The 24,911-nt window shown below is 60.0% G+C and carries 19 protein-coding genes; 7 read left to right on the forward strand and 12 right to left on the reverse strand.

Features of this window, described 5'->3' with window-relative positions:
• Positions 1-118 precede the first annotated feature (118 nt).
• Complete coding sequence (locus tag AB4P96_RS18525; protein WP_099548231.1) at positions 119-2,092, reverse strand: hypothetical protein; 1,974 nt, start codon at positions 2,090-2,092, stop codon at positions 119-121.
• 246 nt (positions 2,093-2,338) lie between these two features.
• Here AB4P96_RS18525 and AB4P96_RS18530 point away from each other — a divergent pair, with 246 nt between their 5' ends.
• From AB4P96_RS18530 to AB4P96_RS18550, 5 genes are all read left to right on the forward strand, one after another.
• On the forward strand, positions 2,339-3,397 hold the full coding sequence (locus AB4P96_RS18530; protein WP_170038455.1) for a LacI family DNA-binding transcriptional regulator: 1,059 nt from the start codon (positions 2,339-2,341) through the stop codon (positions 3,395-3,397).
• Positions 3,398-3,484: 87 nt separating this feature from the next.
• Entirely contained in the window at positions 3,485-4,267 is a 783-nt protein-coding gene (locus AB4P96_RS18535; RefSeq protein WP_176992308.1) for a sugar phosphate isomerase/epimerase, read from the forward strand.
• Positions 4,260-5,201 carry a sugar kinase gene (locus tag AB4P96_RS18540; RefSeq protein WP_170038457.1) on the forward strand — a complete coding sequence of 314 codons (942 nt, stop codon included), beginning with the start codon at positions 4,260-4,262 and terminating at the stop codon, positions 5,199-5,201. Before AB4P96_RS18535 ends, AB4P96_RS18540 begins: the two co-directional genes overlap by 8 nt.
• 45 nt (positions 5,202-5,246) lie before the next feature.
• Complete coding sequence (locus tag AB4P96_RS18545) at positions 5,247-6,539, forward strand: MFS transporter (RefSeq protein ID WP_176992309.1); 1,293 nt, start codon at positions 5,247-5,249, stop codon at positions 6,537-6,539.
• Positions 6,536-7,510: an NAD(P)-dependent oxidoreductase gene (locus tag AB4P96_RS18550; RefSeq protein WP_176992310.1), complete on the forward strand. Its 975-nt coding sequence runs from the start codon at positions 6,536-6,538 to the stop codon at positions 7,508-7,510. The genes AB4P96_RS18545 and AB4P96_RS18550 overlap by 4 nt, the downstream gene beginning before the upstream one ends.
• 377 nt (positions 7,511-7,887) lie before the next feature.
• Here AB4P96_RS18550 and AB4P96_RS18555 read toward each other — a convergent pair whose 3' ends face one another.
• From AB4P96_RS18555 to AB4P96_RS18605, 11 genes are all read right to left on the reverse strand, one after another.
• Positions 7,888-8,043, reverse strand: a complete 156-nt coding sequence (locus AB4P96_RS18555; protein ID WP_395599912.1) for a hypothetical protein — start codon at positions 8,041-8,043, stop codon at positions 7,888-7,890.
• Positions 8,044-8,570: 527 nt separating this feature from the next.
• Entirely contained in the window at positions 8,571-10,274 is a 1,704-nt protein-coding gene (locus AB4P96_RS18560) for an AMP-binding protein (protein ID WP_099547839.1), read from the reverse strand.
• A gap of 31 nt (positions 10,275-10,305) precedes the next feature.
• Positions 10,306-11,604 (reverse strand): acetyl-CoA C-acetyltransferase, encoded by a 1,299-nt coding sequence (locus tag AB4P96_RS18565; RefSeq protein WP_395599913.1) that lies wholly within the window; start codon positions 11,602-11,604, stop codon positions 10,306-10,308.
• Positions 11,601-12,491 carry a MaoC/PaaZ C-terminal domain-containing protein gene (locus AB4P96_RS18570; RefSeq protein WP_395599914.1) on the reverse strand — a complete coding sequence of 297 codons (891 nt, stop codon included), beginning with the start codon at positions 12,489-12,491 and terminating at the stop codon, positions 11,601-11,603. The genes AB4P96_RS18565 and AB4P96_RS18570 overlap by 4 nt, the downstream gene beginning before the upstream one ends.
• A gap of 3 nt (positions 12,492-12,494) precedes the next feature.
• The gene (locus tag AB4P96_RS18575) at positions 12,495-13,838 is read right to left on the reverse strand and encodes a 3-oxoacyl-ACP reductase (RefSeq protein WP_395599915.1); all 1,344 of its coding nucleotides are present in this window, start codon (positions 13,836-13,838) and stop codon (positions 12,495-12,497) included.
• A gap of 168 nt (positions 13,839-14,006) precedes the next feature.
• Positions 14,007-16,532: an acyl-CoA dehydrogenase gene (locus AB4P96_RS18580; RefSeq protein WP_395599916.1), complete on the reverse strand. Its 2,526-nt coding sequence runs from the start codon at positions 16,530-16,532 to the stop codon at positions 14,007-14,009.
• Between the two features lie 272 nt (positions 16,533-16,804).
• Positions 16,805-18,250, reverse strand: a complete 1,446-nt coding sequence (locus tag AB4P96_RS18585) for an outer membrane protein transport protein (RefSeq protein ID WP_017136808.1) — start codon at positions 18,248-18,250, stop codon at positions 16,805-16,807.
• Between the two features lie 123 nt (positions 18,251-18,373).
• Complete coding sequence (praB, locus tag AB4P96_RS18590; protein WP_017136809.1) at positions 18,374-18,886, reverse strand: alkane oxidation protein activator PraB; 513 nt, start codon at positions 18,884-18,886, stop codon at positions 18,374-18,376.
• Positions 18,887-19,020: 134 nt separating this feature from the next.
• On the reverse strand, positions 19,021-19,515 hold the full coding sequence (gene praA / locus AB4P96_RS18595) for an alkane oxidation protein activator PraA (RefSeq protein ID WP_017136810.1): 495 nt from the start codon (positions 19,513-19,515) through the stop codon (positions 19,021-19,023).
• A 134-nt stretch (positions 19,516-19,649) separates the two neighbouring features.
• A complete protein-coding gene (locus AB4P96_RS18600) occupies positions 19,650-20,930 on the reverse strand; it encodes an alkane 1-monooxygenase (RefSeq protein ID WP_395599917.1) in 1,281 nt (426 codons plus the stop codon).
• A 282-nt stretch (positions 20,931-21,212) separates the two neighbouring features.
• Positions 21,213-22,211, reverse strand: coding sequence for an alpha/beta fold hydrolase (locus tag AB4P96_RS18605; RefSeq protein ID WP_099547833.1), 999 nt, complete (start codon positions 22,209-22,211; stop codon positions 21,213-21,215).
• 275 nt (positions 22,212-22,486) lie between these two features.
• On the opposite strand from AB4P96_RS18605, the gene AB4P96_RS18610 reads away from it, so the two are divergent.
• The gene (locus AB4P96_RS18610; RefSeq protein ID WP_395599918.1) at positions 22,487-24,022 is read left to right on the forward strand and encodes a flavin-containing monooxygenase; all 1,536 of its coding nucleotides are present in this window, start codon (positions 22,487-22,489) and stop codon (positions 24,020-24,022) included.
• A complete protein-coding gene (locus AB4P96_RS18615) occupies positions 24,019-24,909 on the forward strand; it encodes an SDR family oxidoreductase (RefSeq protein ID WP_017136814.1) in 891 nt (296 codons plus the stop codon). The genes AB4P96_RS18610 and AB4P96_RS18615 overlap by 4 nt, the downstream gene beginning before the upstream one ends.
• Positions 24,910-24,911: the final 2 nt, after the last annotated feature.

The following is a 24,911-nucleotide window of genomic DNA, read 5'->3' on the forward strand; positions in this document are numbered from 1 at the left end:
CAATTATATTTTTACCGAATAAAACCAAACGACCAGGGACCTCTGGATACTGAAGCCCTCACGCCACTTACCTCACTGCCACCTACACTTCGATCTTCATGAATGGGTTTATGCAACGCTAGGCCGGCCCACAATACTTCCCAGTCGGATATTTAAGGTCAACTTGCACATACCCGACTTTCGATACGCCTTTTAATCCGTGGTTTCGAAAAACACTATATTTCGCAGAGGCGCCGGCATAGTCCCTCAGCGGTTTGATTATGTTTTGATAATCTGTAATTTCAAAAGTATGGGACATTTGATTGACGCCCCACGTATGACTCAGGATAAGAGCTGTCGACGCTATCGGGTTGCGATCCGGGTAATTAGCGTACCCCTGGAACGACAGCGTACACACATCCCCTGGGGCTATACCGACTCCGGGCGTCACCTGAATCTGAAATACCTCCCAGGGAAGCGGGATCGATTTGCCGTCGGGGCCAAAGCCAGGTGTGCAACTAATAATTTTATTAGGATGATTTATATTTTGAGGGAACGTGGGTTTTGGAAAACTTATAGGCGGCGTGATGGTTACGACAACACTTTGATTACCCGATTGTTGCTCGTTAACGCCGTTGGTGCTCACGTAATACACGGGGGCAGTCGTATTACCACCGCCCTGTATGATCGACCAGCTAATGCGATTGTCAAAAACGATAAGGGCGCCAGCGGTGTCACCCAACTTGACGGTATAGGTTGCCACCGGCGCTGCCTGCCCCGGCCAGTACAGCAACAGCATGTCACCGACTTGCGGGTTACCGGACAGGCGCGCTTCCACTCTGACAGCGTCGATACTGTCGCGACTGTCCAGTTTATTGGCTGTATTGGACACCGCGCCATAGAGATTGGCCAAGTCCAACAGTGGGTTAAGTAACGCTGGCGCCTGATTGTGATCGCGGCCGAATACCGTGAAATCCATATTGAGCAATTTCAGCGGAGACAGCGTCCCAGGGCCCACCGTGTCGGAAGCACGTCTAATGTAATAGCGAAACGGCACCTTGTCCTTTCGCTGCAGGTCGGAGCCGTTGGCAATCAGCTGCTGCCAGGTCAAGGTTCCGGTAAACGGAAATGAAGTGACAGGTATCGGCGGAAGTTTAACACCCGCCAATTCAGGGATACAGAGATCCCCAGGTATAAAATTGGTGTAGCTGCTGATGCCAAACGAGACGATATTACGCGCATCGTCACGTTTGATGAGTTGATCAAAATCAAACGCAGGCACCGTAGGCACGGGCAAATTGCCGGGCAGTGGCGTTAGACTCAGCAAGACACTTCCGGGCGTGGAAAGTTGACTGATGTTACCCCCCTCATCCTTGACCCGGTACACCGCAAACAATTCTTGCGCACCTGAAAACTTGCGAAATTCCGACACCAGCACCTTCAAAATAATTGCGCCTGCAATAGCAACTATTTTTTCAACGTGAATCGGTAAGCCAGTCGGATTTGAATTGCTGCTCATAAACCACAGAAATATTTCGTCAAGCGTGGCGCGAACCTTATAATCGCCCGGCACCACGACATCCAGTGTCAAATTATTATCCAGATCAGGATTAGTAATAACTGCACTTGAAAACACCGGCGCCTTAAGCACCTCGCCTTTACCCGGCGCACTGCGGTCGATAATAATCCTGACTGGGGGCGAGAAATTGGCCACCGGTGCGTCGGGCTGGTCAATGTGTATGCGATAAGAAAGATTGAAGACACCGTCATTCATCAGCAAACTGCTAGGAATATACGTCGGCAGTGGAAAGTCGCCGGGAAACAACTCTCCCACGACCGGTATCGGTTCAACGTAAACAGGCAGCGCTAATCCCTCCTGATGCAAAACATGAACAATATAATCAACGGCCCCCGGCTTGGTCAGTTCAATCCATGGGCCGGGTATCCATACGAGAAGATCATCATCCAATAAGCGTTTTGGAATCACACCACTTGCCAATCGTCCCTCAACGATTGGCAAGGGGGCTTGAGGCACGGCGGTCACAACTGTGCCGTCGGGCAAACCTGTGGCGCTATTGGTTTGAACATTGCTATTAGTTGGGGGGGGGCTCATATCATTCTCCGTAACAGCAACATTACGCCGGTCACTGGTTTTTATTGAAGGCTGTGACGTTGATTGAATACCCGTTAGTAACTTCCCGATACTGTCAGAACTAACAGGTCTTACCGCCATTCGTCGGTTGCACGCGCGAATGAGCGCTTGCCGCGCGCTGAATGACACTTGACGTTGTTTCGTGAATGAGGTCTCCTGAAACCGGTTTCAGAACGTCACCACCTCCAATAAGAAAGGCCTGCCACCGTGACTCCTTTTTCCGCCGCCCAGCGCAGCCGCGTGACCATGCTCGACGTCGCCGAACGCGCCGGCGTGTCCAAAGCCAGCGTGTCGCGCTTTATCGGCGAGGACCGCGCCCTGCTCTCCGACGCCATTGCCTTGCGCATCGAACAGGCGATCAGCGAACTCGGTTACCGCCCCAACCAGATGGCGCGCGGTTTGAAACGCGGCCGCACGCGCCTGATCGGCATGCTGGTGGCCGATATCCGCAACCCCTACTCCATTGCCGTGATGCACGGCGTCGAAACCGCCTGCCGCCAGCATGGCTACAGCCTGGTGGTGTGCAACACCGACCGCGATGACGAGCAAGAGCGCCAGCACCTTGCGGCGCTGCGTTCGTACAACATCGAAGGGTTGATCGTGAACACCCTTGGCCACCACCTTGACCAACTGCTGGAGTTGCAGCGCGAAATGCCCCTGGTGCTGGTGGACCGCAAGGTCGAGCCGTTGCACAGCGATATGGTCGGCCTGGATAACCCTGCGGCGGTGCGTGTTGCCGTGCAGCACCTGGCACAGCAGGGTTATCGCGACCTGTTGCTGGTGAGCGAAAAGGCCGATGGCACCAGTTCACGCCTGGAGCGTCAGGCGAGTTTCAATGCCGAGATTGCGGCACGCCCAGGGTTGACCGGCGCCGTGCTGGAACTCGATGGCACGCTGGAAAACCGCCTGCACAGCTTTCTTGCCAAGCCAGGTCCCAAGGCGTTGTTCTGCGCCAATGGTGTGGCTGCGCTGGCCTGCACCCACGCACTCAAAACGCTGGGCTGCACGCTGTTTGATGATGTTGGCCTGATCGCCCTGGATGACCTCGACTGGTACCCGCTAGTGGGCAACGGCATCACCGCCCTCGCCCAACCCACCGACGCGATTGGCGCCAGCGCCTTTGACTGCCTGCTTAAACGCTTGCGCGGCGATGACGCACCACCGCGTACCCTGGATTTTTTGCCCGAACTGATCGTCCGTGGCTCCACCCAATCCCTTGTGGGAGCTGGCTTGCCTGCGATGGCGGTCTGTCAGGCGAAGCCGTAGTCGCCTGACACACCGCCATCGCAGGCAAGCCAGCTCCCACATTGGTTTTTCGTATAAAAATGAAACCGGTTTCAGAGGTACATAACAATGCATAAATACCCCGTTTCCATCAGCCTATCCAGCTACGGTGCCGACCTGGTACGCACGCTTGGCCAATTGAGTTTTGTCGAACTGCTCAGTGCCGCCGGCGCCCAGCGCATCGAGTGGCGCGAAGAACTGCTGACCACCGAACAACCCACCGACCTCGCCCAGGCCGCTGCCGAAAACGGCCTGGAATCGGTGTACTCATCGCCCCTAGAACTTTGGATCGCCGGGCGCGCCCAGCCCAACGCTGAACTCAGTGCAACCCTGGACCGCGCCCAAGCCTTTGGCTCGCGCTGGCTGAAGGTTTCCCTCGGTTATTTCACCGACACCAACGACCTGCAAAGCCTGCACGCCCTGCTCAACCGCCACCCAGTCAAACTCCTGGTGGAGAACGACCAGACCCTGCACGGTGGGCGCATCGAGCCGATGCAACGCTTCTTCACTGAGGTGGAACGCCTGGGCTTGCCGGTGAAAATGACCTTCGACATCGGCAACTGGCAGTGGCAGGACCAATCCGCGCTCACTGCCGCGCGGCTGTTGGGCCGCCATGTGGATTACCTGCACTGCAAGGCCGTGGCGCGTCGCCCGGACGGCAAGCTGGTGGCCTTGCCGCCCGGCGCTACCGACCTGCATCTGTGGGAACAACTGCTCAAACATATGACTCAAGGTATTACCCGGGCCGTGGAATTCCCGTTGCAAGGCGATGACCTGGTTGCAGTCACCGCACAGCAGGTCGCCGCCCTCGCCCTCCTTGGCCAGCCCCGCGCGGAGAATGCCCATGTCTGAGATCGATATCCTTTCGTTTGGTGAAACCATGGCGATGTTTGTCGCCGAACAGACCGGCGACCTGGCCCAGGTGGCGCAGTTTCACAAGCGCATTGCCGGGGCCGACAGCAATGTCGCCATCGGCCTGTCGCGCCTGGGTTTCAATGTGACGTGGCTAAGCCGTGTCGGCGACGATTCCCTGGGGCGCTTTGTGGTCGACACGCTGAAGAACGAAGGCCTGGATTGTCGGCATGTGGCGGTCGACCCGCTGCACCCGACCGGCTTTCAATTCAAGTCCCGCGAAGAAGCCGGCGCCGACCCGCAGGTGGAGTACTTCCGTAAAGGCTCGGCGGCCAGCCACTTGTCGATTGCCGCGATCAGCCCCGCCTTGCTGCAAGCGCGTCACCTGCACGCCACCGGCATCCCGCCCGCCTTGTCCGCGGCCACCCGCGAGCTGTCCGTGGAACTGATGACGCAGATGCGCAAGGCCGGGCGCAGCGTGTCGTTCGACCCGAACCTGCGCCCGTCGTTATGGGCCAGCCAAGCGCAGATGGTCGGCGAAATCAACGCCCTCGCCGCCCTGGCCGATTGGGTGTTGCCGGGCCTGGGCGAAGGCCGCCTGCTCACCGGCTTTGACGACCCGGCCGACATCGCCGCGTTCTACCTCGACCAGGGCGCCGAAGCCGTGGCAATCAAGCTGGGCGCGGACGGCGCCTACTACCGCACCCACATGGACCAAGGCTTTATTGCCGCCGTGCCGGTGGAAACCGTCGTGGATACCGTGGGTGCCGGTGATGGTTTTGCCGTCGGCATGATCAGCGCCCTGCTCGAAAACCTGAGCTTCCCCGAGGCGGTACAGCGCGGCAACTGGATCGGCAGCCGCGCCGTGCAAAGCCGGGGTGATATGGAAGGTTTGCCCACCCGCTCTGAATTACCCAGCCGATCTGTTGCATGACCCACTCCCTGTTGCCACAACTACAACAAGCTCAGGAGCAACCCCATGGAAACTGTGAAACTCGCCACCCGCCGCTGGTGGTACATCATGCCTATCGTGTTCATCACCTACAGCCTGGCATACCTGGATCGTGCCAACTACGGCTTCGCCGCTGCCTCCGGCATGGCCGAAGACCTGATGATCACCCCCGGCATGTCGTCGTTGCTGGGCGCGCTGTTTTTTCTTGGCTACTTTTTCTTCCAGGTGCCAGGTGCGATCTACGCGCAAAAACGCAGCGTTAAAAAGCTGATTTTCGTCAGCCTGATTCTGTGGGGCAGCCTGGCCACACTGACCGGCGTGGTCTCCAACGCTTATATGCTGATCGCCATTCGCTTCATGCTCGGCGTGGTTGAAGCCGCGGTGATGCCGGCGATGCTGGTGTACCTGTGCCACTGGTTTACCCGAGCCGAACGCTCACGGGCCAACACCTTCCTGATCCTCGGCAACCCGGTCACCATGATGTGGATGTCGGTGGTCTCGGGCTATCTGGTGCAGCACTTCAGCTGGCGCTGGATGTTTATCATCGAAGGCCTGCCGGCGGTGATCTGGGCGTTTATCTGGTGGAAGCTGGCGGATGAAAAACCCGCCGACGCCAAGTGGCTGAGCAAGCAGCATAAACAAGACCTGCAAAGCGCCCTGGCCGCCGAACAGGTCGGGATCAAGGCGGTGAAGAACTACGCCGAAGCCTTTCGTTCGCCCAAGGTGATCATCCTGGCGCTGCAGTTTTTTTGCTGGAGCATCGGCGTGTATGGCTTCGTGTTGTGGCTGCCGTCGATCCTCAAGGCCGGCTTGCAGATGGACATGGTCGAAGCCGGTTGGCTGTCGGCTCTTCCCTACCTGGCAGCGGTGATCGGCATGCTGGCGGTGTCGTGGGGCTCGGACAAGCTGCAAAAACGTAAACGTTTTGTGTGGCCGCCGCTGCTGATCGCGTCTATTGCGTTTTACGCGTCCTACGCGCTCGGCGCTGAGCACTTCTGGTGGTCCTACACCCTGCTGGTCATCGCCGGGGCCTGCATGTATGCGCCCTATGGTCCGTTCTTTGCCATCGTCCCGGAAATCCTCCCGGCCAACGTCGCTGGCGGCGCCATGGCGCTGATCAACAGCATGGGCGCGCTCGGTTCGTTCGGCGGTTCGTACCTGGTCGGTTACCTCAATAGCAGCACCGGCTCACCCGGCGCCTCGTACTTGCTGATGAGCGGGGCGCTGATGTTTGCCGTGGTGCTGACGATTTTCCTCAAGCCCGGCGCCAGTGATCGCGTGCCGGTGCCAACCCTGGAGTTGAAGGTAAAAACCTCATGAAAAAGTCTGTGGTCCTGTACAAAAAACTCTCCGCGCCATTGATGGCCCGCCTGCACGAACACGTCGACGTGACCCTGATTGACGCCCTCGACGAACCCGGCCTCGCCCGGCTGCGTGACGCCTTGCCTGGTGCCCATGGTTTGTTGGGTGCCAGCCTGCGCCTGGATGCCAGGCTGCTCGACCTGGCGCCCAAGCTCGAAGCGGTGGCCAGTGTGTCGGTGGGCGTCGACAACTACGACATCGACTACCTGACCCAACGCGGCATCCTGCTCAGCAATACGCCGGATGTGCTTACCGAAACCACGGCGGATACCGGCTTCGCGCTGATCCTGGCCACCGCTCGCCGGGTGGTCGAGCTGGCCGATATGGTGCGTGCCGGGCAGTGGAGCAAGAACATCGGCCCGGCGCATTTTGGCACCGATGTGCATGGCAAGACCCTGGGCATTATCGGCATGGGGCGCATCGGCGAAGCCCTGGCTCAGCGTGGGCATTTCGGTTTTGGTATGCCGGTGATTTACCACAGTCATTCGCCAAAACCGCGGGTAGAGGAGCGCTTTGGGGCGCAGTTTCGTAGCTTGCCGGAGTTGTTGCAGCAGGCTGACTTTGTGTGCCTGACCTTGCCACTCACGGCTGAAACCGAAAAGCTGATTGGCGCGCGTGAGTTTGCGTTGATGGGGCCGGAGACGATTTTTATCAATATCTCGCGTGGCAAGGTGGTGGATGAGGCGGCGCTGGTTGAGGCGCTGCAACAACGCACGATTCGGGCGGCGGGGTTGGATGTGTTTGAGCGCGAGCCCTTGAGTCATGACTCGCCGTTGTTGCGTTTGAACAATGTGGTGGCTACACCGCATATCGGTTCGGCGACCCACGAGACGCGGGAGGCGATGGCCGCTTGCGCGGTGGAAAATTTGCTGATGGCGCTGGCTGGGGAGCGGCCGGACAATCTGGTTAATCCGAGTGTGTATGCTTGAGCTTGCGGTGGGTCCGTTGGCGGGTTCGGTGACTGGCGTCGCTGCTGTGTACATATCCGTTGCTGCGGTAACGGCCACTTAGGGTTCCGCCCTTACGGCGGCTCACTTTTTGAAGGACCGGAATGCCGGCCCAGCAAAAAGTAAGCAAAAAGTCCTCGCCCCAACACTCGGTGCCTCGCTGTGGCTCGGCATGCCCGCAATCCGCCAGTGATTTGGGGGGCCGCCGCGATGGGCCATCCTTGGCCCAGCGCGGCTAAACCGGCATCCCTGCCGGTTTACCCCCCAAATCACTGTCAGATTCCGGCCATCGTGTTTGACGGGGCGATTTCAGATCAAGATCAAGATCAAAAGCGCAGATCAAAAGACCGCTGACTTCGTCATCGAAAAGGATGTAAGGGCCGGAGCAACAGCAACAGCAACAGCAACAGCAACAGCAACAGCAACAGCAACAGCAACAGCAACAGCAACAGCAACAGCAACAGCAACAGCAACAGCAACAGCAACAGCAACAGCAACAGCAACAGCAGAGCCATACTCGGTCAACTGTGGGAGCTGGCTTGCCTGCGATAGCATCAACTCGGTGTGCCTGATGTACCAAGGTGTCTGCATCGCAGGCAAGCCAGCTCCCACAGAAAATCAGATCTTCGGTGTATGCGGATCCGCTTTCGCTTTTGATCTAACCACTCAGGTCGGCTTTCAGGCCGCCGTGCTCTGCTTTTGATCTTGCTTTTGATCTGAGGCGCCCCGTTAACCACGATGGCCGAACGCAGGCCTGAATCCGTGGGTAACCCGGCAGGACGCCGGGTTAGCCGCGCTGGGCCAAGGATGGCCCATCGCGGCGGCCCACGGATTCAAGCCGGAGTGAGGGCATGCCGAGCCTAAGCGAGGCACCGAGTGGTGGGGCGAAGACCTTTTGGTTACTTTTGGGGCGTTTGCCAAAAGTGACCCGCTGTAAGAGCGGAACCCTACTCAGCCGTTACCGCAGCAACGGATATGTACACCGAAAAACCACCACAGCAGGCAACCCAGCTCCCACACTTAAAACACCCAAACCCTCAGATCAACGCAACGCCCGCCGCAGTACCTTACCCACCGTAGTCTTGGGCAACTCAACACTGCGAAACTCCACATACTTGGGCACCTTGTACCCCGTAAGATACTCCCGGCAATGGGCCAGAATCTGCTCCTGGGTCAAGCTCGGGTCCTTGCGCACCACGATGATCTTGACCTTCTCCCCCGTCACCGGATCCTCCACACCAATCGCCGCCACCTCCCCCACACCGGGATGCAGGGCCACCACGTCTTCAATCTCATTGGGATACACGTTAAACCCCGAAACCAGGATCATGTCTTTCTTGCGATCCACCAGACGAATATACCCACGCTCATCCATCACCCCAATGTCCCCGGTGGACAACCAGCCCTCGGTATCCAGCACTTCAGCCGTTTCCTTGGGCCGCTTCCAGTACCCCTGCATCACCTGCGGGCCACGCACTTGCAGTTCACCTTGCTCACCAATGTCCGCCAGTTCCCCATCCTCACGCATAAACCGCACCCAGGTCGACGGCAACGGCACACCGATGCTGCCGGTGAATTCCATCTCACGCATGCGAGCAATGTTGATCGGGCTGATGCTCACCACCGGCGAGCACTCGGTCAGCCCATAACCTTCAATAATCGGCAACCCAGTGACCTCCTTCCAGCGCTTGGCCACCGCCGTGTGCGTGGCCATGCCGCCAGCAATCACCATGCGCAGGTCAGAGAAATCCCGCGCACAGAACTCTTTGTTTTCGAGCAAGCCGTTAAACAAGGTGTTGACCCCGGCAATGCCGTTGAAACGCTCCTTGCGCAAGATCATCTGCACCCGTTTCACATCCCGTGGGTTGGCAATCAGGATGTTGCGCCCGCCCAGGCACATGAACATCAGGCAATTCACCGTCAGCGAAAAGATGTGATAGAGCGGCAGCAAGGTCACGTTGGTTTCCTGCTTGTCCTGGTCCAACTGATCCCCGACCCAGGCCTTGGCTTGCAGCAAATTGGCGATGATATTGCGGTGGCTGAGCATCACGCCCTTGGCGTCCCCCGTGGTGCCGCCGGTGTATTGCAAAAACGCCAGCTCATCGAGGTGCATCGCCACCGGAAAATGGTTCAGCGCCCGTCCCTGTTTCAACACGTTGTTGAAGCGCACCGCGCCAGGCAGGTGAAATTTTGGCACCTGTTTTTGCACGCGACGCAGGATGAAGTTCATCGCCGCGCCCTTGAAGGTGCCGAGCAGATCGCCAATGGCCGCCACCACCACGCGTTTGACACGGCTGCCCTGCGCGACTTTTTCAAAGGTGTGGGCGAAGTTTTCAAAAATCACCAGGGTTTCGGCTTCGCTGTCCTTGAGCAAATGCTTGAGTTCATGGGAGGTGTACAACGGGTTGACGTTGACCACCACCGCACCGGCCAGGATCGTGCCCAGCAGGCAGATCGGGTACTGCAGGCAGTTGGGCATCATCAGCGCCACCCGGTCGCCCTTTTTCACGCCTTGGCCCTGTAGCCACGCGGCAAACGCCTGGCCTTGCACCTGCCAGTCGGCATAGGTCATTTCGGTGCCGATGCTGACGTAGGCGACCCGCTCGCGGAATTTTTCCAGGTGCTCCAGGAACACCTCGCGCAGCGACGGGTAGGCCTCGATACCGGCCTCGATGTCCGCCGGCACGCCCGGCAAGTAGGCGTTCAACCAGACCCGTTCGGTGTGTTCCTGGCTTACAGCGTTCATGGCAGTCTCCTTATTGTTGTTTTTGATCAGGCTATTTTTCGACGATGGCGGTGATGCCCAGCCCGCCTGCTGCACAAATCGAAATCAGGCCGCGCCCACCACCGTTCTCATGGATGGTTTTGGCCAGCGCCGCCAGTTGCCGGCCACCGGTGGCGGCAAACGGATGGCCACAGCCCAGGGAGCCGCCATTGACGTTCATCTTGCTGCGATCGATGGCGCCCAGTGGCGCCTCCAAGCCTAGACGCTCGCGGCAATACTCGGGGTCTTCCCACGCCTTGAGCGTGCACAGCACCTGGGCGGCAAAGGCTTCGTGAATTTCAAAAAAGTCAAAGTCGGCAAACCCCAGCCCCTCACGCTTGAGCATGCGTGGCACGGCATACGCCGGGGCCATCAACAAGCCTTCGGTGCCATCGACAAAGTTCACCGCAGCGGTTTCGCCGGTACGCAGGTAAGCAAGCACCGGCAAACCCTGTTCGGCAGCCCAGGCTTCGCTGGCCAGCAAGACCACTGAGGCGCCATCGGTCAGCGGCGTGGAGTTACCCGCCGTCAGCGTGCCGTTCTGGCGATCATAGGCGGGCGAAAGGCCGGCGAGTTTCTCCAGGCTGGCATCGGCACGCAGGTTGTTGTCACGCGCCAGCCCGCGATAGGGGCAGATCAGGTCATCGAAAAAACCGCGTTTATAGGCCGCATCCAGGCGCTGGTGGCTGGTGAGGGTCAGCTCATCCTGGGCCAGCCGTTTGATCTGCCAGCGCCTGGCCATTTCTTCGCAGTGTTCACCCATGGACAAACCGGTACGCGGCTCGCCATTGCGCGGCAGCAGCGGTTTGAAAAACATCGACGGGCGCACCTTCAGCAGGGTCTTCAACTTGGCGCCCATGCCCTTGGCGCGATTGGCCGCCAGCAAGGTGTGGCGCAGCGATTCGTTGATGCCGATGGGCGCATCGGAGGTGGTGTCGGCGCCACCGGCGATGCCCACTTCGATCTGGCCGAGCGCGATCTTGTTGGCGACCAGCAAGGCCGCTTCCAGGCCAGTGCCGCAGGCTTGTTGTACATCGTAAGCGGGCGTTTCGGACGACAACGTGGTGGACAGCAACGCCTCACGCGCCAGGTTGAAATCCCGCGAGTGCTTGATCACCGCGCCCGCAGCAAACTCGCCCAGGCGCTGGCCGTGCAGGTGATAGCGCTCCACCAGGCCTTGCAGGGCAGCCACCAGCAGGTCCTGATTGCTGTCGTGGGCATACACGGTGTTGGAACGGGCAAACGGGATACGGTTGCCGCCGATAATCGCCACGCGGCGGGTCGGGGCCGGGTTGAAGCTGTAGTCACTCATTGATGGCTCTCGTTCCAAATGAATAGCCCACGCATATGCGGTTTATCACCGGCACCATTGCGCACTTCAAACTCACGGCGCGGCCCGGTCACCGGGCGGCTCCATAGCGCGACCTGGCCGGGCAGGAAGATCGGCAGCTTGAAGTCGCAATGCGCTTGCGCCTGATCCAGCCCGCCCGGCGGTTGTTGCGCCGCCAGTGCGCGGCCCAGGGTCCACATGCCATGGGCGATGGCGCGGCGAAAGCCGAAGATCCTGGCGCCGATCACCGAGGTGTGAATCGGGTTGAAATCCCCCGAGACCTTGGCAAACCGGCGCCCCAGGTCGGCCGGCAGCATCCAGCGCTGGGTGCGCAACAGGCCGTCTTCCTGCAAGGGCAGCGCGTCGTCCCAGGGTTCGCCGAGCGGGTCTTTGACGTCGCGGCGCAGGTACAGGCTGTCGCTTTCCCACACCAACGTATCCGCCGCAAAGGCGCGGGTGGCGATGCTCAGCGCCTGGCCCTTGGGGTGCGCCACCCAGCGCTCGCAGTACACTTCCAGCCGCAGCGCCTGGCCTTCGCGCAAACGCTGGTGCTGTCGAATGCGATTGGCCAGGTGCACCATGCCACTGGCCGGGTACGGAAAGCTCGGCCGGGTCAGCAGCATCAAATGCAGTGGGAACGCCAGCACATGCGGATAGGACAGCGGCACGCCCTGCTCACGGCGAAAACCGCAGGCGCGGCCATAGCCGGCGATGCCAGCAGCGCTCAGCTCCACCGCCGAGCGCACCAGGCGCGCGGTGGGCAGCGGCGGCGGCCCGTCAAGCTTGGGTTTGCGCAGTGCGCGCACGCCGTCCAGCAACAGCTGGGTGCGCGACGGTGGCGGGTCGATGATCTGCGTCACATAGTCCATGGTTCAGGCTCCCAGCAGGCTTTGGCCGCACACGCGTACCACCTGGCCATTGACCCCGCCGGACGCCGGGTGCGCCAGCCAGGCGATGGTCTCGGCCACATCGATCGGCTGCCCGCCCTGGGACAGTGAGTTCATGCGCCGCCCGGCCTCACGGATCATCAGCGGGATTTTCGCGGTCATCTGGGTTTCGATAAACCCCGGCGCCACCGCATTCACCGTGACTTGCAGCGCGGCCGCCTGGGGTGCCAGGCCCTCCACCAGGCCAATCACGCCCGCCTTGGAGGTGGCGTAGTTGCTTTGCCCGAGGTTGCCAGCGATACCGGAAATCGACGACACGCACACAATCCGCCCGCCAGGGTTCAAGCCTCGCCCCTCCAACAGTGCGCTGCTGAGCTGCAACGGCGCTTCGAGGTTGACCGCCAGCACACTGCGCCAGGCGGCTTCGGTCATCTTGGCGATGGTTTTGTCGCGGGTGATCCCGGCGTTGTGCACCACCACGTCGAATGCGCCGTATTGGCTGACATGCGCCTGCAACAGCGCGGCCGCATCGGCTGCGGTGATGTCCAGCGGCAAGGCCGAGCCGTTCACACTGTCGGCGGCTTGAAGCAGCGCTGCCTGGGCCTGGGGCACGTCCACGCACACCACATGAGCACCGTCGCGGGCCAGCACCTGGGCAATTGCCAGGCCAATGCCACGTGAGGCGCCGGTGACCAGGGCACGGCGACCGGCGAAGGGTTTGTCCCAGTTCACCGCCACCTGGGCGTCCACGGGTTTTTCCAGGCGCACCACCTGGCCCGACACATAGGCCGAGCGGCGCGATAAAAAGAACCGCAGGCTGCTGTCCAGTGCGTCTTCGGCGCCCGGTGCCACGTAGATCAATTGCACCGTAATTGCACGGCGCAATTCCTTGGCCAGCGAGCGCACCAGCCCTTCAAGGGCACGCTGGGCGATGGCCTGGGGCAAGTCCTGGCAATGTTCCGGCGCCGTGCCGAGCACTACCACGCGGCCGTGCTGGCCGAGGCGCTTGGCATTGGCGTGGAAGAACAGGTAGAGCTCGTCGAGTTGTTGCAGGTCGAGCACGGCCGTGGCGTCGAACACCGCGCCCTGCACCTTGACCGTGGACGGTGCCTTGAGGGTTGCCGGCGTGGCGGCGACGGTATCGGTGTCTTTGAAGAGCTGTTGCACCTGCGCACCGAGGCGCCCTGCCCCGGCGACAATCACCGGGTTGGCAAGGCCTTGCTGGCCGCTGCGGTGGCGTTGCAAGGGCAAGGGTTGCGGCAGGCCGATGGTTCGGGCCAGGCGCCGGCCCCAAGGGGAATTGACGAAGGATAGGTAGTTGTCACTCATAAAACATTCTTTCCCTGTGAACCCGATCCAGTGTGGGAGCTGGCTTGCTGTGGCGAGGGAGCTTGCTCCCGTTCGACAGCGTAGCTGGAGCCCGCTTTTGGGGGCGCTTCGCACCCCAGCGCAAGCAAGCTTGCTCGCCACAGCAAGCCAGCTCCCACACTGACCGTGTTAACTAACTGAGGTGTTTTCGCTTTGGCTGCTGCGGCGTTTGGTCGTCGGCTCCAAGGCTTGCTTGCGCTGCTGCAAAGCCTCCAGCAAGCCAAAATCCTGCGGGAAGTCGTCAACCTGAATACCGTGGTCGGCATATTCCACGTAACGCCCGAGCAAGCTGTCTTCCTCATCACTGATCAGGTCCAGCGCCCGCGCCTTGACCCGCCAGGTGGTAAAGGCCGTGGCGGAAATCGGCATCGGTTCGATCAGGCCCTGCTTGATCGCGGGCTTGAGCCGCGCCTCGATCAGCTCCACCTGCGGCAACAGTCGGAAGCCCAATTCGCCATAGGCGAGCTTGTCGATTTCCGGGCGCGGAATGTAGGAATTGGCCAGCAAGCGGTCGCGGGTTTCTCCGGGGGTTTGCACCACATCGGCCACCTGGGCCAGCAGGCGGTCCGAGGGTTTGTGCTGGGGAATACCGAACGGGAAACTCAAGGCACGCACCACGGCTGCCGCCGGTTTCGACGGGTAGTTGTCGAGTACTTCGGCAAAGGCTTCATGGGCGCGCAGCAACGCGTCCTGGGCCGACCAGTGCACCAGCGGCAAGTCGGCCTGGGGCCGCCCGTCGTCCTCAAAACGCTTGAGCACGCAGGACAAGATGTACAGCTGCGACAGAATATCGCCCAGGCGCCCGGTGATACTTTCCTTGCGCTTGAGCGCACCGCCAAGCACGCCCATGGACACATCCGAGATCAATGCCAGCACCACCGACAGCCGATTGGCCTGGCGGTAGTAGGACGCCAGCGCCGGGTCGGTCTTGGCCGGTGCGGCAAGCAGCCGCCCGCCTGTCAGCGAATGCACCGCAGCGCGCACGGTATTGGCCAACACGAAACTCAGGTGGCCGAACATCGCGCTGTCGAAGGCTTCCAGGGCTTTGCGTCGATCCGGGTTGTGCGCCGCTTCCATCTCGCGGAACACATACGGATGGCAACGAATCAGCCCCTGGCCAAAGATGATCAGGCAGCGGGTCATGATGTTCGCGCCTTCCACGGTGATCGCAATCGGGCTTTGCTGGTAAGCGCGAGCCAGGAAATTGTTTGGCCCCATGCAGATGCCTTTGCCGGCCACGATGTCCATGCCGTCGTTGACGATCATCCGCGCGCGCTCGGTGACGTGGTACTTGGCAATCGCCGAGATCACCGAGGGCTTTTCACCAGCATCCAAAGACGCCACCGAGACCTTGCGCACCGCATCGCAGGCATACAAATGCCCGGCCATGCGCGCCAAGGGCGCCTGTACGCCTTCGAACTTGCCGATGGGCAGGCCGAACTGCTTGCGCATCGCCGCATAAGCCGTGGTGCCACGTACCGCGACCTTGCCCAGGCCGACGTTGGCCGACGGCAGCGAAATGGCGCGCCCGGCTGCCAGACATTCCATCAGCATGCGCCAGCCATTGCCGACCTGTTCGCGGCCGCCGATCACCCATTCCAGCGGAATAAACACATCCTTGCCGGTGGTCGGCCCGTTCTGGAACACCGCGTTCAGCGGCCAATGCCGACGACCGCTGTTCACGCCCGGGTGGGAGGTGGGGATCAACGCACAGGTAATGCCCAGCGAACCAGCCTTGCCGAGCAAGCCATCCGGGTCTTCGGCACGAAACGCCAGGCCCAGCACCGTGGCAATCGGGCCGAGGGTGATGTAGCGCTTGTCCCAGGTCACTTTGAAACCCAGCACTTCCTCGCCCTCATGCACGCCTTTGCAGACGATGCCCAGGTCTGGAATCGATCCGGCATCGGAACCGGCATACGGGCTGGTGAGGGCAAAGCACGGGATGTCTTCGCCGCGTGCCAGGCGCGGCAAATAGTAATTGCGCTGCGCATCGGTGCCGTAATGCAGCAGCAATTCAGCCGGGCCAAGGGAGTTGGGCACCATCACCGAAATCGCCGCGGCCGAGCAACGCGTCGACAGCTTCATCACCACCTGCGAATGCGCATAGTGGGAGAAGCCTTTGCCGCCGTACTGCTTGGGAATGATCATGCCCAGGAACCCGGCGTCCTTGGTGTACTGCCAGCCTTCGGGGGACATGTCCTGCCAGACTTGGGTGGTTTCCCAGTCGTTGGCGATGTCGCAGAGGGTTTCCACTTCGTTATCGAGAAACGCCTGCTCTTCGGCGCTCAGGCTGGCAGGCGCGGCTTGCAGCAAGCGCTGCCAGTTGGGCTTGCCGCTGAACAGCTCGGCGTCCCACCACACGGTGCCGGACTCGATGGCCGCGCGCTCGGTGTCAGACATCGCCGGCATGATCGTGCGAAACAGGCCCAGGGCCTTGCTGGTCAGCAGCGTGCGGCGCAGCGGCTTGATCGTCATCAGCACGGCGGGCAGTACCACCAGAATGGCCGCGACGCTGGCGCCAAAGCCTGCGACCACATTGAACAGATAACCAAGCGCCAGCCAGACCAGGCCGACGCCCAGCCACAGGGCAGCAGCGGCTTGTCGATAGGCCAGGGCAATCGCGGCGGCGACACCCAACAATAACCAGATAACCATGGGGATACCTCTACTCAATTCAGGGTATGGCATGCGCGTCGCTCGTTCGGGATGAACGAGGGCGTAAAACCACACTACAAACTTGAAAGGACAAATTCAAATTTTGTTTTGAAATTTTTATTTAATGCTTTGACGAAAAAAATAGGCTGATCGAGTCAGCCAGTTTCTGCATTGGGAAAACATTAAAACCAGTACATTTGCAGCACGGGTGTGAAGCGCCAGAAAGATGCGCTGACTGACCACTTCACACCTGAGCACGCACAGATTGTGGGTTAGAACTTATACGTGGCCGACAGGCTTACCACCTCCCCTTTGCTGTCCACCTTTCCATCCAGGCGCGCAGCCCCAAGGCGATCTTCGTTGACGGTCTTGAGCTTGACCTCCTGTACAAACTGCCGCGAGTAGGCGCCGTCCACACTCAAGCCTGGAACCGCTTTGATGTTGTAGCCAAAACCCAACGAGGCAAAATAACGATCACCGTCAGGAATGCGCGGGTCACGCGTGGAGTCACGGGTAGGCGTCTGATCATAGGCAACACCGGCACGCAGGGTGAAATCGTCAGTGAGCTTATAGTCGCCGCCCAGCGAGTACATCATCACGTCTTTGTACTTGTAAGGAATCGACACAATGGTATTGCCGTCAGACTTCAACGTCAGGGCCTTGAAGGACGACCACTGGGTCCACAAGGCACTGGCGCCCAGGGTGAAGCGGTCATTGAACACGTGTACCCAGTCGATGGCAGCAGTCGCCGGGATGTCCAGTTGCGTGCTGGCGTTGGCACCGTCCGGGAACAGTTTCAAGCCTGGGTAAGCGCGCTCAACCAGCGTCAAGCCGTCGCCGCCTACGTCAGTCATCAGTAACCGACTTCCTGGGTCGGCATTGAATTTGTACTTGCCCTCCAGCTTGTTCTTGATTTTGGCGTGGTAGTTGAAGCCAACGGTATCCTGGTCGGTGGGTTTCCACGCCATGCCGCCAAACCAGCCCACAGACGTATTATCGACCTTGACCCGAATCAGCGATTGGCCCACTCCGGATGGAAAGGGAATACCAAAGCCGCCCAGCCCCGGTGAAACTGCCGCTGCTGCGTACAAGTCGACGTTCTGGCTGACAAACCCACTCGTATGCTGAACGATGGCGCCGCCACCGATAGAGAACTGGTCGTTAACTTTGAAGGACAGCGAACCGGTCAGTCCCACGGTTTCGATTTTGGTGTCTACGGCAAAATCGCGGCCTTTCCAATCCGGGTCCCAGGTCGACTTCATCCCCTGGGGCACCACCTGGCTTAGACCAACACTGAAACGATCGTTAATGGGTATCACCAGGAACCCGGTCGGCAGCCAAGCGGTGAACCCGCCTTCGCCACCATCACCCGTACGCGGCGTAGAGGTAACGCCACCAAACTCGTCCAATACCCCTACAGAAGCTGGGTCGCCTTTGTAATCAGTGGCATTGCCTTTGAACTTGATATTGACGCGCGCATAAATGACGTTTTGCTGCGCGATAGTTTGATCGATAAACGCCATGGCAGCCGGGTTGTTGTACGCCGAGGACGGGTCGTCCTTGAACAACGAACCACCACCGAACGCACGACCCCAACCTTGGGCACCAAATGTAGGAGTCGAGAAGCCACCGGCCTGCACCGAACCGCCCGCGACCATGAGACCGCCCAACAATGCCAGGCCGATAAACGTCTGGGCCGGTTGTTTCTTATTATTCATGCTCCACTCCTTATTATTTTTATCCACCACGGCCGGGCCTACCGTCCCTGGTTTTCCTCAACAGGTGCCCCGAGAGGGGCACCTGCATTTCAACGTGTGATCATCACGTCCAACGCGTTGCTATCAAGGATTTACAGTGAGTGCTGGGCTTGGAGCGGCGTTCAGAGCAGTGATTTTGCAGCTGCCGACCGTTTGAGCAGATGGAACGGTGATGGCGTGGGTGTTGTTGTTGTAGAGCACGTTGATAGTGACTGGGCCACTGGCGCAGTTGCTGACAATCTTGAAGTTGACGCCGGACACGGTACCCGCATACACACCTGCACCGGTGCTCGTGGAGGTTGGCGTCAAGGTCCAAGGCAGACCCAACAGCACCGGCACGCCACAGAGTGGGTTGGCACCACTGACAGTCGCGCCCGTAATAGCAGCGGCGGAACCGTCGGCGGCCACACTACCGGTGAACACGATATTGCAGGAAACAGGCGCACCGAACGACGCTGGCGACGACACCGCAATGGTCCCGGCAGGCGTGGAAAAGCCCGTGCCTGCAGGAGAAATAGTGGCTGCACTCGCCATGGAAGCAGCACCCATGCAAACAGCCAGAGCAGTCAACGACACGAGAGTTTTCAAGCTTTTCATTGTTTTTCCTCACATGTTATGGCGAGTCAGTTCGCCAGGGGTAATGGCCATGATCGAGAGGTCACGGTGAAACTGCAGAACTTCCCTTTCCAGCCAAATTTCAATACCTATACCGCTACAGTTTTAGAATTCGTTTATTCGACCACTTTGAAGTTCGGCGGCATCTTGATCGACACCGTCTTGATCTTGCAGTCTTCGCCGATTGGCACATTCGTCGCTTCCAACTTGCCGGTGGCGTTATCCCAAGTACCGTCGGCGGTCGACGGGCCGCACTTGCCGCCTAAACCGAAGGCATGCACATCCACGCTGATGTTCGACATCGAGCCGCTTTTAGTGTCTTTGGCAATCAATACCCACGGCAAGTTGATGGCCTCGACGCGGCTGCATTTCAGGCCGCCGTCGAATTCAACTTTATCGACATTCACCGACGCCCCATTGGCCGCGACCTTGCCGGCCACTTTGATGGTGCAGTCGGCGCTGATCAACGCACCCTTGGAAAAGCTGATCGGGCCTTGGGCCGTAAAGGCGCTGCCGGCCGGCTCGATACGCGCAGCCTGGGCTTGTTGGTAAACCATCAGGCCCAGTGCGGCCAGAATGACATGGGCGGTAAAGGTGGCAGGGCTTTGCATGGTGTACGTCCTTCCCTTGAAATTATTGTTGTAGGGTCAAACCACTAACTTGCAATAAAACCGATGAATCCTGGGCGATGAAGGCCTGCGCGGTACACAGACCCCGAGTTCAACCACACAGGCGTTAGTTCAGATTAAAACGGCGTCGCGCTGTTGCTGTACTTCTCCAGATACTTCAACCGCTGTGAGGGTTGAAGATTGGTCAGGGTGATATCCCCGGCATAGTGGTTCAAGACACGGTGGTCCATGCGCCGTCGCCATAAGTACGGCACATAGGCCCAGACAATCATGCTGGCGTAACCGTAAGGCAGTTGCGGTGATTCATCAAAGTGGCGCAACGACTGGTAACTACGGGTCGGGTTGGCATGGTGATCGGAGTGGCGCTGAAGTTGGAACAGAAAGATATTGGTGACAATCCGATTACTGTTCCACGAATGCCGAGGCGAACAACGCTCATAACGGCCGTTGGGCAACTTCTGGCGTTTAAGCCCGTAGTGCTCGACATAATTGACCACTTCCAGCAGCGAGAACCCGTAGATACCCTGGATGATCAGGAACGGAATCACTGCCGCGCCCAGCCAGGCAATCATCGCGCCCCACAACACCAGGCTGTACATCCAGGCGCTGAGCACCGCGTTCTTCCAGTGCAAGGCCGGCAGGCTGAGTTTGCGCAGGCGTTCGCGCTCCAGGTTCCAGGCTGACACGGCGCTGAACCACACCGAGCGCGGCAGGAACGCCCAGAAACTCTCACCGAGGCGCGAGCTGGCCGGGTCTTCCGGGGTGGCGACGCGTACATGGTGGCCACGGTTGTGTTCGGTGTAGAAGTGCCCGTAGAAGGTCGGCGCCAGGGTGACTTTGGCCAGGAACACTTCCAGCGGCTTGGGTTTGTGCCCCAACTCGTGGGCGGTGTTGATGGCAATGCCGGTGGCGGCACCGGTGGACATCGCCATGCCGAGGTAAGTGAACCAGCTGACCGCACCGTGCAACTCAGTACGCGCGGTAATGAAGGCGGCGGTTTTGGCCAGCCAGCTCGACGGGTCCAGGTGGGCGGTGGCGTTCAGCAGACCGCCGCTGATGATCCAGTCGATGCCGCCGGCGGCGAGCCAGCCGGTGATCACCACCGACGAGATGACGAACAGCACACCGGTGTAGACGATCCAGCGGTAGTAGCTTTGGGATTCGAGTTGGTTGACGGCGGATTCGGGTGGGTTGCTGACGTCTTCACCGAGCAGGCCGTCGATCAGCGGGATAAGGCCGAAGATCACCAGCACACCGACCCACCACAGTTGCTGTACGCCGGTGGTAATTGCCAGGGCGCCGGACAGCAAGGGGGTTGCCAGTGGCATGATGCCGAGCCACCAGAGGTGACGCTTGCCGTCGGTCCAGACGGTTGGGCTTGCCATAGTCTGATTCATGGCAGCCTCCGAACGAGGCAGGTTGGGTATGCGATAAAAGGCGTTTTTTTCATTATTTTATTCGCTCTTAGGCATTTCAAAAACTGTTTCAAATTACACATTGAAATAATTTTTTAAAATTAATAGCGCGGAATCGTTAGGTCGTCAACTAGTTTCTCGAAGGCTTTTTAACGTGACCGGGCAGTCTCTTTTTCAGCCGTTTGGTCAGGTGTCTAAAGCAGGCATCGACGCCGTTGAACCGCGAGTCGGATTGCACAATCATTTACCCAGCTACTTACCCAGCTACTTACCCACCAGGGCCAATGGCCGTTGCGAAAGCGGGTCGTTTTGCGGCGGTTTGACGCGCTTGGCAATCTGCTCCACCACCGCCACCACACGCTCTGTGGCGGTGATCGGCAGCATATGGCCCCTGCCCTCCACCACTTGCAGCTTCAGCCCCGGCACCTTGCTGGCCAGGGCCTGGCCGTGCTTCTGGAAGTCCAGCACCTTGTCGCGCGCGCCATAGATCAGGCCGATGGGCAAGGTCAGTTGCGGGTAGCGCTTGACCATGTCCGGCAGGTGATCGTTGACTGTGTTGATCTCGGTGGAGGCGGCGTAGAAGTTGTCCGGGCGCATCCCCAGCAGCCCGCCGCCACGGGTGGCGAAGTCCGGTGGAGCGGTATCGGGGGCGAACACGCCCTTGACCACCGAACCTTTGGTCAAAAGCCCCACGGGCAGGGTCAGGGTGTGCGACACCCAACGACGCAACCAGGCCGGGCGTACGGCCAGTGACAGGAACACCAGCGGCAACAGGCGCTGCGGGTGGGTCAGCGGCGCAACCAGGACCAACCCGGACACCGCATGCGGATGATCAAGCGCCAGCGCCAGGGCAATCGCACCGCCAAGGGAATGCCCCAGCACCAGCGGCTTATCCAGGTCGAGGGTCTTGATAAACGCGGCGATTTGGCGGGCCTGGGCCGGCAGGTCTGCCGCCGTGTGGGCGCCACGGCTGGAATAGCCGGAGCCCGGACGGTCCAGCGTAATCACCCGAAAGCGTTCACGTAATTGCCCGGACAACGCATAGGTGAGGTTGCGACTGCTGCCCATCAGCCCGTGAATCATCACCAGCGGTGGGCCTTTACCTTCTTCGACATAGTGAAAGCGCTCGCCATCGACCTCGACGAAACGCCCGTTGATCGGAACGGTGGTTTCTATACGCCGTGTCATCCAGGCACTCAAGCCCCACAGCAGCGCACTGGCGCCCACCAACACACCCGCAGCAACAACCCATTCAACCGCCATAGCTCGGTCCTCTGCTTCCCTGCTGCTGCTCCCTGACCGGTATTGGTCAAGGCCTCAGCCACCGTCCACACCCTGGACCCGGACTTGCTGCATAACGTGCGCGTCTGTCGGACAAGGCGCACATTGCGAACAAGGTCCTAGCGTAGGCGATATTTTCAGGTAGATTATTTAAAATCTTTTTTAAAATAATTAATTCATTTTTTCTTTGCAATGGTGTTCTATCTAAAAGACAAAACAAAAACAGGAGCACATCTGATGCCCATGAGGGACAGCCTATGAATGCCCACAGTGATTCCATCGACATCGCCATCATCGGTTCAGGTTTTGCCGGCCTGTGCATGGCGATCAAACTCAAGGAAGCCGGGTTTACCGACTTCTTTATCGCCGAGCAGGCCGACACCCTGGGCGGCACCTGGCGTGACAACCACTACCCTGGCTGCGCCTGCGACGTGCAGTCCCATGTGTATTCATATTCGTTTGCGCCCAACCCCAACTGGACGCGGCAATTTGCGCCACAGGCGGAGATCCGCGCTTACCTTGAGCACTGCGCGCAGCGGTTCGGGCTGGCGCCCTATTTGCGCTTCGCCATGGGCCTGCAACGTGCGGTGTTTGATGAGCAGCAGCAACGCTGGCAACTGAGTTTCAGCGATGGCCGCAAGATTAGCGCGCGGGTGTTGGTGTCGGGCATGGGCGGCCTGTCACGCCCGGCGTTGCCGGATATTCCAGGGCTGGACAGCTTCAAGGGCAAACGCTTTCACTCCCAGCACTGGGATCATGACTATTCGTTGAAAGGCAAGCGCGTGGCGGTGATCGGCACCGGCGCCAGTGCGATCCAGTTCGTGCCGCAGATTGCCCCGCAGGTGGCGCACCTGGACCTGTTCCAGCGCACGCCACCGTGGATCATGCCCAAGCCGGATCGCGAGATTTCAAGGCTCGAACGCTGGGCCTTCAAACACCTGCCGTTTACCCAACGCCTGGTGCGCGGCGCCTTTTACTGGGCGCTGGAAGGCCGCGTGGTGGGCTTTGCCCTGCACCCGCGGCTGATGAAGATGGTGCAGAAGATCGCCCTGCGCCACTTGCGCAAACAGGTGGCGCGCCCTTCCCTGCGCAAAACCCTGACGCCGGACTACACCATCGGCTGCAAGCGCGTGTTGATCTCCAATGACTACTACCCGGCGCTGTCACGCAGCAATGTCGAGGTGGTCACCGACACGGTGCTGCGCATCGAAGCCGATGGCGTGATCACCAGCGACGGCATCAAGCACCCGGCCGACTGCCTGATTTTCGGCACCGGCTTCCAGGCCACCGACCCGCTGCCCCGCGACTGCATCATCGGTCGCGACGGTGTCGACCTGATGGACGCCTGGCGCGACGGCGCCCACGCCTATAAAGGTACGACGGTGCCGGGTTATCCCAACCTGTTCCTGATTGTCGGGCCTAACACGGGCCTGGGGCATAATTCGATGATCCTGATGATCGAGGCCCAGGTCAGGTACATCCTCGATGCGCTCAAGCACATGCAGCACCAGCGCATTGCCACGGTCGAGGTCAAACCTGCCATCGAACAGGCTTACAACCAGCAACTGCAGGACAAGCTCAAGCGCACCATCTGGAACACCGGTGGTTGCCAAAGTTGGTACCTGGACCCGCGCACCGGCAAAAACACCACGCTGTGGCCCGGATCGACCTGGCGTTTCAAGCAAATCACCCGGCACTTTGCCCTCAAGGACTACCTCGCCAACCCGTTGCCGGCCTCCGCGCCGCGCGCGGTTGTGGCCCCGCAACCCACTGCAGAAGGCAGCCTGTCATGAAGTCATTCAATGGCCGCGTGGCGGCAATCACCGGCGCAGCCTCCGGCATGGGCCGTGCCCTGGCCCTCGCATTGGCGCGCGAAGGTTGCCACCTGGCGCTTTCGGACAAGAACAGCCAAGGCTTGGAACACACCCTGGCGCTGATCAAGTCTTCAACCTTGTCGCCGATCATGATCACCACCCACGTCGTCGATGTGGCCGACCGCCAGGCCGTGCAAGACTGGGCCGCACGCTGCGCGGCCGAGCATGGCCAGGTCAACCTGATCTTCAACAATGCCGGCGTGGCGCTGTCGAGCACCGTCGAGGGTGTGGACTATGCCGACCTTGAGTGGATCGTCGGCATCAACTTCTGGGGCGTGGTGCATGGCACCAAGGCGTTTCTGCCGCACCTCAAAGCCAGCGGCGAAGGGCATGTGATCAATACTTCCAGCGTGTTCGGCCTGTTTGCCCAGCCGGGCATGAGCGGCTACAACGCGACCAAGTTTGCCGTGCGCGGCTTTACCGAATCCCTGCGCCAGGAGCTCGACCTGCAAGGCTGCGGTGTGTCCGCCACCTGCGTGCACCCCGGCGGCATTCGCACCGATATCTGCCGCAGCAGCCGCATCGACGCGAACATGACCGGCTTTCTGATCCACAGCGAGCAACAGGCCCGCGCCGACTTCGAAAAACTCTTCATCACCGACGCCGACCAGGCCGCCAAGGTGATTTTGCACGCCGTGCGCAAGAACAAGCGCCGCGTGCTGATCGGTCGCGACGCGTATTTTCTCGACCTGCTCGCCCGTTGCCTGCCGGCGGCCTATCAGGCCCTGGTGGTGTTCGCCAGCAAGCGTATGGCGCCCAAACCGCGCACGCCGGTGTTCGAAACCAACGACGAAACCCGACTCTGAAG

Origin of the sequence: Pseudomonas sp. B19125, assembly GCF_044218855.1 — a bacterium.
Lineage (GTDB): Bacteria > Pseudomonadota > Gammaproteobacteria > Pseudomonadales > Pseudomonadaceae > Aquipseudomonas > Aquipseudomonas edaphica.